This window comes from Paenibacillus sp. CMAA1364 (genome assembly GCF_054373195.1).
This window is the reverse complement of record NZ_JBITNB010000012.1, coordinates 41095-53819: the sequence shown is the minus strand read 5'-3', so window position 1 is coordinate 53819 and position 12725 is coordinate 41095. Positions and strand designations below refer to the sequence as shown.

The 12725-nt window shown below is 40.4% G+C and carries 9 protein-coding genes; 5 read left to right on the top strand and 4 right to left on the bottom strand.

Annotated elements, in window-relative coordinates; all coding sequences use genetic code 11:
• Positions 1 to 87 precede the first annotated feature (87 nt).
• Positions 88 to 1458, bottom strand: a complete 1371-nt coding sequence (locus ACH8E3_RS09595) for an extracellular solute-binding protein (RefSeq protein ID WP_458632407.1) — start codon at positions 1456 to 1458, stop codon at positions 88 to 90.
• A gap of 340 nt (positions 1459 to 1798) precedes the next feature.
• Between ACH8E3_RS09595 and ACH8E3_RS09590 the strand changes: the two genes are divergently transcribed.
• The 3 genes from ACH8E3_RS09590 to ACH8E3_RS09580 are packed head-to-tail and all read left to right on the top strand — an operon-like array spanning position 1799 to position 5900.
• Positions 1799 to 2656 carry a carbohydrate ABC transporter permease gene (locus ACH8E3_RS09590; RefSeq protein WP_458632406.1) on the top strand — a complete coding sequence of 286 codons (858 nt, stop codon included), beginning with the start codon at positions 1799 to 1801 and terminating at the stop codon, positions 2654 to 2656.
• Between the two features lie 17 nt (positions 2657 to 2673).
• Positions 2674 to 4017: a carbohydrate ABC transporter permease gene (locus tag ACH8E3_RS09585; RefSeq protein ID WP_458632405.1), complete on the top strand. Its 1344-nt coding sequence runs from the start codon at positions 2674 to 2676 to the stop codon at positions 4015 to 4017.
• A 5-nt stretch (positions 4018 to 4022) separates the two neighbouring features.
• Positions 4023 to 5900, top strand: coding sequence for a right-handed parallel beta-helix repeat-containing protein (locus ACH8E3_RS09580; protein WP_458632404.1), 1878 nt, complete (start codon positions 4023 to 4025; stop codon positions 5898 to 5900).
• Here ACH8E3_RS09580 and ACH8E3_RS09575 read toward each other — a convergent pair.
• Positions 5893 to 6744: an AraC family transcriptional regulator gene (locus tag ACH8E3_RS09575; RefSeq protein ID WP_458632403.1), complete on the bottom strand. Its 852-nt coding sequence runs from the start codon at positions 6742 to 6744 to the stop codon at positions 5893 to 5895. The genes ACH8E3_RS09580 and ACH8E3_RS09575 overlap by 8 nt on opposite strands.
• Positions 6745 to 6889: 145 nt before the next feature.
• Here ACH8E3_RS09575 and ACH8E3_RS09570 point away from each other — a divergent pair, with 145 nt between their 5' ends.
• Entirely contained in the window at positions 6890 to 8650 is a 1761-nt protein-coding gene (locus tag ACH8E3_RS09570) for a DUF4091 domain-containing protein (protein WP_458632402.1), read from the top strand.
• Positions 8647 to 9774, top strand: coding sequence for a Gfo/Idh/MocA family protein (locus ACH8E3_RS09565; protein ID WP_458632401.1), 1128 nt, complete (start codon positions 8647 to 8649; stop codon positions 9772 to 9774). The genes ACH8E3_RS09570 and ACH8E3_RS09565 overlap by 4 nt, the downstream gene beginning before the upstream one ends.
• 66 nt (positions 9775 to 9840) lie before the next feature.
• Here ACH8E3_RS09565 and ACH8E3_RS09560 read toward each other — a convergent pair whose 3' ends face one another.
• Together ACH8E3_RS09560 and ACH8E3_RS09555 are read right to left on the bottom strand one after the other, a co-directional pair.
• Complete coding sequence (locus ACH8E3_RS09560) at positions 9841 to 11064, bottom strand: glycoside hydrolase family 16 protein (RefSeq protein WP_458632400.1); 1224 nt, start codon at positions 11062 to 11064, stop codon at positions 9841 to 9843.
• Between the two features lie 283 nt (positions 11065 to 11347).
• Positions 11348 to 12664 carry an alpha-L-fucosidase gene (locus tag ACH8E3_RS09555; protein ID WP_458632399.1) on the bottom strand — a complete coding sequence of 439 codons (1317 nt, stop codon included), beginning with the start codon at positions 12662 to 12664 and terminating at the stop codon, positions 11348 to 11350.
• Between the last annotated feature and the right edge of the window lie 61 nt (positions 12665 to 12725).

Below are 12725 nucleotides of genomic sequence, written 5' to 3'. Positions count from 1 at the left end.
TGATTTATACAAGTTATGAGCTTGGATTACATTATAACCTATCTAATCAAAAAAGGACTGTTTGCACAGTCCCTTTTCTTAATTACATTATTCGTTCTTAGCTTTCTCATTGAAACTATCAAGAGCTTCGGAAGTCGCAAGTTTCTGTGCCGCTTCAAATTCCTTTACTGGATCTGCATTCGGATCTGTCAATAATTTCTGTACTGCGCGGTCGACATATATTGCGAATTCTGCCTTACCGTAGAATTCAAGTCTTCCAATAGATTTCACTTCATTCAAGACTTCTTCATATTCTTTAGGGAATTTATATAAGTCTGCGATGTTGATATCGTCTCTGACCATAACGATTGGATTCCCTGCACCTTTACTTGCAATATTCTCATGGAATCTAGTCATATAATCCTTGGACATTTGGAATTGAATATATTCCCATGCTGCATCCTTTTTATCTTGCGATGTCTTGGCGTTAATTACATAAGTACTACCACCAATTGCGGTTTTGGTAATCCCTGTTGAACCTGCTGGAGGCAACATAAGACCAATATCTTCAGGCTTCATACCGAGCGAGACAGCCCAGCTTACCCAATCCCCAGCAAACGGCATCATACCAATTTTGCCTAAGGCGAACTTTTCTACTAAGTCATTAAATTTAAGTGTAATATCGGATTGCATTACTTTCGTGGAACGTAATTTCTTATAGAATTCTGCAGCTTTAATAACTGCTGGATCAGTAAATGTCAATTCAATAGTGCCATCTTCATTCTGCTTCGTTAAGTCTCCACCTTCTTGCCACACATAATACTGAAAGAACCACTCTGTCCATTCTGCTGCAAGCGTTGCATAACCAGCAACTTGATTCGATGGATCATTGACCTTCTTGGCAACCTCAATAGCTTCGTCCCATGATTTAGGAAGTTCTGTTATCCCCGCCTTTTCAAACAGCGCTTTATTGTAGCCAAATAGCATAGGTGCGACCGTTGCTGGTATACCAAGCACTTGACCATCCATTGTAAACATATCTACGTACTCTTTAGTGAAATTACTCCATTCATCCCATTGATCGACATACCCGTTAAGTGGCTCCAGAATGCCTGCCTTCATAAACTTATCCATCATTGTAAATGATACGTTCACGTAATCAGGTGCATTCCCGGCTGCTACGGCCTGATAGAATTCGTTACCAGGGTCTCCTTCTTTAACAACCTTATTTAAGGTAATATGCGGATGACTATCTAGGAACTCCTTCTCTATGTTTGTTAAAAAGTCGTCTTGCTCCCGGCTTGTAACCCACATTGTTAATGTTACAGGTTCTTTCTCTTTCGCCTTCTCTTCTACTCCTTTATCAGGAGCAACTGGTGTAGGTGATGCTTCATTCCCCTTACTATTCCCACCACAAGCACTAAGCGTTGAAACGATAAGAACGAGTGCGAAAAAAGTTACTAATAATCTTCTTAACATTGACTAGACCCCCATTTTTTAGCGTTTTTTGTGTCTTTTCTGAATAAAGTCACCTGGTGTAATTAGAAGTATAGATCACCATGCCACAAAAAAACATGTATCAATTTGAAGATTTAGGTATGCATAATTAACTTTATGTAAACGCTTCATATTCGGTAAGTCCATTCAAACAAATTAAGGTAAGGAAGTTGAAAATGAGACTATTAGAAGTCAATAATGGATAGTTTCTATTCCCATCTTTTCTTGATAATCTGTAATTGTATTCACACTACTTACTATATGGAGGTCTCTTACAGTGGTTAATTTAGCACAAACCCAAATGCATTCGAGAGGTTACTTTTTGAGGAATAAGTTAGCCCCTTGGCTGATATTGGCTCTACCTATTGTCCTGACGGCCTGGCTCAAGTACTACTTAATTATTAAGGCGTTTTATATTTCTCTGTTCGATTATGATCCAATTAATACGCCAGGTAAGTTCATCGGTCTAGGTAATTATTCTCGCATGTTCTCAACGCAATACTATTGGGAGGCATGGAATAACACCTTCATCTTTCTATTATTAAGTATTGCGATGACTTTCTTCATTCCCATTATACAGGCATTATTTCTGAATGAAATCATTCGCATGAAACATGTTTTTACAACGCTTTATATTTTACCTGCACTCATTCCAACTGCTGTAAACGTTATCATTTGGAAATGGATTTGGCATCCCGACTACGGAGTTGCGAATCAGATTGTCCAATTCTTCGGTGGTCAACCTCAAGCTTGGCTAAGTGACCCATCTTGGACGAAATTCTGTATTATTTTCCCTGGTGTGCTAGGCGGCGGAATCAGTGTTCTTCTATATTTGTCCGCTATTCAAGGGATATCGACAGATATTATGGAATCGGCAAAGCTTGATGGATGTGTAGGTTGGAAGCGCATTCGCTATATGATTCTACCTAATATCAAATTTCTGATTTCTATCCAATTGGTAATGGCAGTTATCGCTGCGATGCAACTACTAGATGCCCCTTTCATGTACACATCTGGAGGTCCAAGTGGTGCTTCAACAACGATGGGTATCTACATTTTCAACACGTTTAAACAAGACTTTAATTATGGCCGAGGATCTGCAGCTTCGATGGTATTGTTAGTTGTGATCGTAGTGATCACCGCCATTCAAATGAGACTTGATCGTGCTGAACGCAATTAAAAAAGGAGCGACATACAATGAACAAGAATAAAAGTAAATTTAACTCGGATCGGTTGCTGCAAATAACTGCGTATGTTATCACCATTGCGTTCGTTATTTGTATGATGTATCCATTCGTGTATACCATAAGCAACGCAGCCAAAGATAACCTTAAAATTTATGATGTTCCGCCGAAAATACTACCTGACGCTGCCCAGAGTATTTCCATTGTCATGGATTACTCCGATATGGCAGGAAAAAACGAACAAGATCTTTTAGAAATGGTATTACGAGATAATACACTAGCCATGTTCACGACCAACTACGAGTTTCCAAGGGATTCCATTTTTGAATTTGAAGTATATGGTGTGATGAATGATACTACGATCTTCTATTCCAGAGCACATAAGATGAAGCTGGAGTTAATCCGAGATTTCGGGGTGTATCAGAATTCTGTGGTGAGTTCCGATGTTTTGTTACATGGAGACCGGTATATCCGAGCCAACGATTCGATAGGTTATGAATTTAATCTCTCCGGTCTTGATAAGAGACCTGCGTTGGATCAACGTGAGAACACATATACCTCATCTTTAACCAATCTGCTATCGGATAAATACCCAACAAGCGGAAAGTTCACAGTTAGTGCGGTTTCCAAACAAAATATACTGCTCCTTGAAAGCTTTAAATATTATTTCCAGTTGCCGTCGTATGTATATGCGAATAACCCAACAATTGCTAAGTACAGTTTCTTAACCTTTGTCCTTAATTCATTCATCGTAATCGGATGGGCCATTGTGACACAAGTTATCTTAAGTTCGGTTTCTGCCTTTGTTATCTCTCGTCTGCTTGGCCCAAAGGCTGGTCGTATTGTACTACTGTATTTCTTAGGCGCCATGATGATCCCATTTGCCTCCATCATGCTTCCACAGTTGATCATGTATAAAAATATGGGATTTTATAACAACTATGGCGCATTACTACTGCCCTTTTTGTATCCATTTGGATTCTACATTTATTTATTCAAAGGGTTCTTCGACCGTATCCCTGGGGACTACTTCGAAGCAGCTAAACTGGATGGGGCATCCAACCTTTATCTTTATTCAAAAATCTGTATGCCGCTTTCGAAGCCTATTATTTCACTTATTGCCCTACAGACCTTTATTGGGAACTGGAACGACTTCTTCTGGGCATGGATGGTAACCGAAGATCAGAAATTATGGACACTGAACGTTGCACTCTATAACTTGTCCATGAACGGTAGCACGAAACAGAACTTCATTCTTGGACTGTCACTTATCACTATCATTCCAGTAATTATACTCACCGCTTTAAGTTCCAAGCAATTGAAGAAAGGCATTATGGATTCCGGAGTAAAGGGGTAATGACTATGACAACATTTGAGATTATTCATATTGAGATTGAACTGCCTCACCATAAAGATGGAACAACCGTTAGCGTCATTGATTTCGGTGCGTCAACGGATAAGAAAGTATGCAACCAACAACCATTTCAGCAAGCCATTAATCATTGTAAAGATATCGGCGCATCAAGACTCATCATACCGAAAGGAATCTATCACTTTCATACTGATCCACCTGAGGGAGCTCACCTAACTCTTGATGGTTTCTCAGACTTCACAATAGAGGGTTACGGATCTGAACTCATCTTTGAACATACTAAAAAATATATTCACGTGGTGAATTCAACACGAATTCGATTGGCTGATCTGATTCTCGATTGGAATTGGGATCTCTCCCCATTGGCAAGTGTGGGGGTTATTACAGATGTGGAATCTCAGGGTGCTTACTTCGACATGAAGTTTCCGACTTATCAAGACATACCGGAAGTTTGGCCAATCCGTATTGTTGGCCCATATGATCCTATCCGTTATTCCCCTGGAGTGGCATCTGGCGTCGAATACCGTCCATACCGAAATGAGCATGCCTTAACAAGTGAACAAGAGCAGACCGATTCCCTCATGCAAGAGTTAGTGAGAGAACTATCTAATATCATTCTAGGTATGGAAAAGGTCAACACCAACACGATGCGTTTCTATACGACGAATGCCGATTGGACTATTCAACGTATAAAGCAGGGGCAATGTTACAATCTAAGACATTATGAATATGATATGATAGCCATCTTCTTATTCGATAGTAGCCATATTACGGTGGATCATGTCACCTTATACTCTTGCCCAGGAAGTGGCGTTGTCGGTAATGGCAGTATTCATCATATTCATATGAAAAGCTGTACAATAACCATCCGTCCAGGTACCGATCGTACGCTTTCTACTGCAGCAGACTGCTTCCATATTGCTAATTCTAAGGGTTATTTCATTATCGAGGATAGTGATTTCAGTTATGCAGGGGATGATTGCATCAATATTCATGACAATACAACGATGGGTATCCGCCGAATGGATGATTACACCCTGTTAGCCTTACGTGTAAGAAGAGAATCTGTATTGTTCGAAGTGGATGACGTCGTTGAATTACGAAATCCTGATCTCTCACCGATGCAATTCGAATCCAACCTTGTAAATGTAAATTATGACGAGAGAGAACTCGTATGTACCCTTACCTTTAAGGATAAGCTGCCCGACAATTTGGACGAGAATTCGGTTCTATTTAACCGTAAATTCTCAACGAACCACTTCATTATTCGGAATAATCGATTTACGAACAATCGTGCTCGCGGAATATTGATCCATGGATCTTTAGGGATTGTGGAGCACAATATATTTGATAGTATCCAGGGGGCAGCCATTCAGATTGAATCTGGATGCGAATCTAGATGGTCTGAAGGGACTGGCGTACATCAATTAGCTATACGCAACAATATATTTCGTAATTGCGATCTCAATGCTTGGCAGATGGCTGTCATTTATATGGGTGTGTATCTACCTGGTGGTAGAACGTCATACCCTATCTTTCATCACATATGGATTGAAGATAATACAATCATCAATTGTCCACGGATGGCTATGTTCCTGTCGTCTTGCAGCCATGTAACGATACGCAGAAATGCCATCATTAACTCGAATCAGATTCACCTTGATCAGCATAACTATGGTTCGAGCCAGCAAGAAAAGCCTGTCTATAATGAGATCTACGGTGGTGTCATTCATATCATGAAAGCGAGTGATGTTCACGTCACACGCAACAAATGTGTCTCGACAACTATTCAGCATGAGCATGCCATTGTTGCAGATGCCGATTCTACGCACAATATCACGATCGAGCACAATGTGGGTTTTAATTAAATCGAATAAGGTATTCAGATGGCGTTATACCATAATACTTCTTGAACATTCTACTGAAATACAGCTGATCTTCAAAACCTACAAGGCTAGAGATCTGCTGTATATTAAGGTGGGTATGCTTCATGAACTCACACGCCTTCTCTAGTCTGAATCGAATGATGTACTGCAACGGTGTTGTATCCATCATATTCTTGAAGAGTGTCGTATATCTATCGGTACTAAGATACGACATTTCAGCTAACTTACTCACATAAATCTCCTGTGCATAGTGTTCATGGATATATTTAATAGATTCATATATTTCTGCTCTGTTGTTATTCGCTTTAAGATCAAACCCTTGCGAGATTCTTCTTGAGATTATCGACAACATATAGGACAAAAGCGATGCAGAAGCAAGCTCATAGCCTGCTTTCTTATCACGCAATTCATTCATAATATCTTTGAATAGATCAGGCACTTCATTATTGACACCTACAAAGTATGGTCTGTCTTCCCCCAGTTCTGAGGCACCAAGTAGTTCCTCCACACCATAGCCGGTAAAATGAATCCAGTAGGAGATAAACTTATGTTCCTTGTAATGACCGTAGTATTGTTCTTCATGTGGCCGATATACAAATAGACTTCCCGGTTGCAGCAAATGCTCTTGCCCCTCACTTCGTACGGTCATAGGTCCTAAATAATTATAAAGAAGATAAAAGTCCTTACGCCCTTCTGCCCTGTGAGACATCTTGAAGAAAGATTCGTATTCATAGAAGCCAACAGAATTTACGAGCAGATGGCTATTCAGGTCAACAACACCAATATCATCGTCATCTGGTATTCGATAGGTACTTAGAAATTTCATCTTGTCACCCCTTCAGGAACATTTTAACACATCCTTATGTAAATACGTGAATCATCCATATACATAAAGGAAATATACATATGGTTTTGGGTTTGCAAGTTCTATACTGAAGCTATTAAATACTTAATGTAAATGGAGGCTCTTCATGAATATCTCAGTAGGTTTAGAAGATGCAAGTTATAAATATGTATACGGTGTAGTAAATAATTTTCAGATACCTTTCAATGCAAGTAAGGAGATTTCCCTTGTGTGCGGTAAGAATGATCGGGCTGCCGTTCAACTTCTTATCTATTCGGAACAGGAAACGTTAATCTCTGTTAATGATGATGCTTGCTTCTATGAAAGAGGACCAATCGATATTGTTCGCGTACATGTGGATGTACCGGGTCTGAAAAAAGGAAGCATTAAGGCTAACCTTATCGGTCTTGTGGAAGATGATGATCGTCAATTAAAGTCCGATATTATTCTTCAACAGCCGTTCATCCACGTAGTTGGTCGAAGAGTTCAACCTGTCTGGATCGAAGTAGAGATCGATAAAGACGTTAAGCCAGGTATGTATAAGCCTCAAATTAGCGTATTTGGACATCGATTGTTCGAAGACGAGGTCCTTATCAGACAGCTATCGTTCGACATCCAAGTCCTGAATACAACCCTAATGGATGCGACGGATTATTCATTTAACCTGAATTTATGGCAACACAACTCCAATATCGCTCGCAAATATGACTTAGCCCTGTGGAGTGAGGAGCATTTCGCTGTCATGGAGAACTATATCGCATCCTTGGCTGATCTTGGACAAAAGGCATTATCCGTTATCGTATCCGAAATCCCTTGGTCAGGCCAATCATCAAGCTATGATCGTATCGATCCTGCGAATATGTTCGAATATAATATTGTTCAAGTCACACGCTTAGCCAATGGTGATTGGTCTTATGACTTCGATGCTTTGAATCGTTATGTAGACATTGGTATGAGACATGGTATCACACAAGAGATTGAAGTGTTCGGACTGCTCAACATCTGGGTTCTTGAAGATGCTGGTCTTGGAAAGGTCATTGAAGATTATAGTGATGCTATCCGTATTAGATATTGGGACGAGAACACGAATACTTTCCGATACATCAAGGATATAAAAGAACTAGAGAAATATGTTCAGGCATTAGAAAAGAACTTCACCGATAAAGGCTGGATCGATATCGTAAGAGTCATCGCAGATGAACCTGCTGATTTAGAAATTTTCAATCACAGACTTAGCGAGCTTAGACAAATGGCACCTTCCCTTAAATATAAAGCAGCCATTAATCATGCCAACTTCATAGAAGAAGATATTGATGGCATGATGGATTATATCCCAGTCCTAGATTGTATCGCTAATGAATTCGACCGGATTCAGGAATTGAAGGGTCAGATCAAAGGGAAAATGTCCTATTATGTCTGCTGTGTACCTGAAATTCCGAATACTTTTATTAAATCGCACTTATTAGAGAGTAGACTTATCCCTTGGCTCGCCTTCCATATGAACATCGATGGCTTCTTACGATGGAATTATACGGTGTGGCCTAATGATCCATTGAATAAGATTGCCAATCACTTTCCAATCTTCCCAGCAGGTGATACGAACTTCGTCTATCCGGGTCGAAATGGTCAACCGCTACTATCCTTACGCTATAAATTGTTACAAAAGGGTATTCGAGATTATGAAATCTTCAATAGCTATATCGAGCAAGGTGGAGACCGCGATAAGGTTCTGGAAAAAATGAAGAGTATATTCTTATGGTCGTTCATAACTGAGCTTCATCCAAGTGCAAGAAAGACGAAAGAAGAACTCTTTTCATTACAGAATAAGGATTATGAGGATATCATCTCTGAGATTCTCACTGAAATGGTCGAAGGCGACGCTGTATGAGAATAGGAATAGCGGGTTATGGACTTCGTCTTCAGCATCTTCATACTATGTTAGCCACAATGCCCTTAGATTGTCAGGTTGTAGCCATTGCTGATCCTCGTTGTGACCAGATCAAAATGGAAATGACTATCGGATCTGAATCGATCACGTTCTTCGATAATGTAGATGACATGCTTGAAAAGATGCCGCTGGATGGTGTGATGATCGGAACAAGATGTGATCTTCATACCGAAATGGCACTGAAGGTGCTGAAGAAAAACCTACCGCTGTTTCTTGAGAAACCTGTAGCTACGAACTACCATGATTTACTTCGATTAAAAGCGGGGTATGAAGCTTCTCAATCACAGGTTATTGTCTCTTTCCCCCTTCGCCAAACAGCACTTGTCACATTGGCTAAGGAAATTATAGATTCAGGCAGAATCGGTACCGTCGAGCATGTACAAGCGGTTAATAACGTTCCGTACGGCGGTGTCTATTATCACAGTTGGTATCGTGACGAGCAAATTACGGGCGGGTTATTCCTGCAAAAGGCAACGCATGACTTCGACTATATTAACTATCTCATTCAGGATAATAATCCTATATCCGTATGTGCCATGAAATCGAAACAAATCTTCAAGGGCGATAAACCAGCCCTTCTCAAATGTAAAGAATGTGATGAGAAGTATACTTGCGCTGAAAGTACAATCGATAACGAGGACAATGGTGAGTATTGCTGCTTCGCTGTGGATACCGGAAACGAGGATTCAGGTAGTGCATTGATTCGTTATGAATCTGGCATGCATGTCTCCTATTCACAGAATTTCTTCGCACGTCGAGGCGCAGAGAAACGCGGGGCTCGCTTCCTAGGTTATAAAGGTACACTAGAATTTGATTTGTATACGAGCAAATTAAGTGTTCATATGCATCATGAAGCGAGGGTTGAGACTTATCAACTCGATACGAATACTGAAGGACATATGGGTGGAGACGCTAAGCTATTACAGAACTTCGACGATATCATGCGGGGCGGTCCATCTCACTATCCATTAGAAGATGGCTTGATGAGTGCACTACTTTGTATAAAAGCGAATGAATCTGCCAACACTAACAAGTTTTGTGATATCACATGGAATAATGAATAAATAATAATAGAGGCTATCCTACAGCAATATGCTGCGCGGATAGCCTCTTGTTATGATGAATGCTAATTACTGTTTATACAGCTCAACATCATCCACTACAACCCAATCTCCGGTTCCACCTTTATAATCCGTAGCGAAGCCATATTCGACTTGTCCGTTCGTTACATTAATATCGGATATGACTATCTGATTCCAGTTCGTTCCGTTAATGTTAACTGATCGCTCTACATCGCCGTAATTCTTAACATACATCTTGCTCGAATTATAATTCGTTGCACTACTCTTAACGACCCATGCCTTCAACGTATAGAGTCCATTGTCCAATCCACTCTTAACCTGATAAGTATTTACAATGTAAGGTGCATTAGCAGCATGCTCTAGCTTATAGTTGCCTCCATGCGTACCACCAGGATGACGAACCACATAACTTGCCGCCGTATCACCAGACTCTAGCCAACCCACCGGATTCTGGCCACCATCAGACTCAAACCCTGCGTTTACAACGGGCGTACTTGAATATACCCTCACATAATCGATCTGAAAGTCAGATGGTAAGAATGCATCTACTGGATTCCCTGCGTGTCCTTCAATGCTGAATATGACATTTCTAGGTTGGGTTGCAAATTCCGTAATGACAGATGCATTATATTCCCAGAATTTCACGCCATCCAAATAAAATTTAAGCTTTCCGTCTTTGCGCTCTAACCCATACACATGAAAGTCGCTATCTAAGGGTGATGGAGCATTGTGTTTCTTGTTACCTGCAACGAAGTGGAAATCAGGACTTACTGGCCACGTATGAAGCGTGCTTTCCACTCGGTTAGGCGCGCCCTTAGGATTTAAAGTCTCCATGATATCAATTTCCACGTTAGGATTACTCCATTGTTGCGGTTGATCCGATAACCACAATGCAGCTGTAACATTGGCATCTTTATTTATCATTTTGGCTCTAATCTCCGTGTAAGAGTCCCCTCCCACCTGGAACTTCGATTTCAATACACCTGCGGTATAGGCTTTACCATTGTAATTTTCCTTTTTTACAGATAGATTCATATTTCCACCACTTACAGATACATTGTTCGGGTTAAATGCTAAGACACCCGATGTATCATACCATAACGAGGTACCCCACTTACTGCTATTAAACGAATCAAATTCATCACTCTTAGCGTTATCCAGCGTCCAGACATTACCTCCAGGCGTAGCAGCAGATACAGTTGAAACAAAAGGGACAGAAAGAGAAGTTACCAACAAAGCCGTGGATAGGAATATACTCATCTTTTTCCTCATGATCATTACCTCCTAAGATTTCTATAGAATTTAATGGATGCGCTTTCATAATACCACTTAAAATTTTAAGAAATAATGATATAAAATAAAGAAAAAGGGTTTTATATTAACTAATCTCGATTACAAGTAAACTGCTTATGAAATGCGGCGACAAGACCAGCGCTTTAACACGGTAATATTGGGGGACATTGTGTACTTGGGCACAAGAAAAGCCACGGTAAAAGCCGTGACTGCTCAATTCATATCTATCACTTTTATTTGTTAACACACAAGTATTGTAAGACTAATCCTGTAAAATAAACTCCACTACTGTATCGTTCTCATCCGGCAGCGGATAGCTAAAATGCTCTGGCTTAGCAAAGTTGAAAAATGCATCGTTAGCAAACATAGTCACATTCCACGGTATCGACACGTAAACCTCTGCACCGTCAGATAGCATGCGCGCCTGCTTCACCTTCCCAGCCAATCCAGGTAAGTTAATCGCGCCAATCGACTCCTCAAAAATATGCGCATATAGCTTATTACCTTTCCTTGTGAAACGACCCCAATCCGGTTTTGAAAAAGAAGCTTGACCACAGCCATATATACTTTCACCATTGCGCTGCATCCACTTTCCTACTTCTTCTAAAATACGCAATGATGGCTCAGGAATTTCTCCTTGTGCATTTGGTCCAACATTGAGCAATAAATTTCCGTTTTTACTAACACACTCTACTAATTTGCGAATGACAGTGCGTGATGATTTGTAGGTTATATCCGATGCAGCGTAGCCCCAGTTATTATTAAGCGTTATGCATGCTTCCCACGGAATAGAATTGCCTGCTTCATCCGTTATCCCTTGCGGCGGAATCATTTGCTCTGGTGATGCAAAATCCCCGGAATAAATAGACGGATTACGACTGTAAATACCACTGTCTCTCTGATCATTAATCTCTAGACGATTATCGATAATAATATGCGGCTGCAAGGAACGCATCATTTCTACTAGTTCTGTTGCACGCCACTTCTCTCCTACCATTTCGCCATAAGAGTAATCAAACCACATCAAATCCAACTTCCCATAATCCGTCAGTAATTCTCTTACCTGCCCATGCATATACGTTATATAGTTTTCAAACAATGCTGAATCTCGCTTATAATCTTCATTTAACCGCATAGGGTGAATTTGATCACCAAAAGCCGGATAAGCGGGATGATGCCAATCAATCAATGAATAATAGAGTCCAACCTTCAGCCCTTCAGCTCGAAATGCTTCTAAAAATTCTCTAACCAAGTCTCTCCCAGATTGTGTTTTTGTAGATTTATAATCGGTCAACTTGCTGTCAAACAAACAGAAACCATCATGATGCTTAGCCGTAAGAACAGCATATTTCATACCTGCAGCCTTAGCTACCTTCGCCCATTCACGCGGATTATAGCGCTCCGGATTAAATTCATCAAAGTACGTCTGATAATCGTCTACACTAATATACTCGTTGTTTCTTACCCATTCGCCTCGTGCCGGGATTGCATACAGGCCCCAATGAATAAACATGCCAAAACGATCTTCCAAAAACCACTTCGTTCTCTCTGTACGTTGCTCGATCAAGCTATTTGTCATCTATCATGTCCTCCATCTATTAAGATACCCATAGTTTAGCAACGATTTGCTATAATCAATA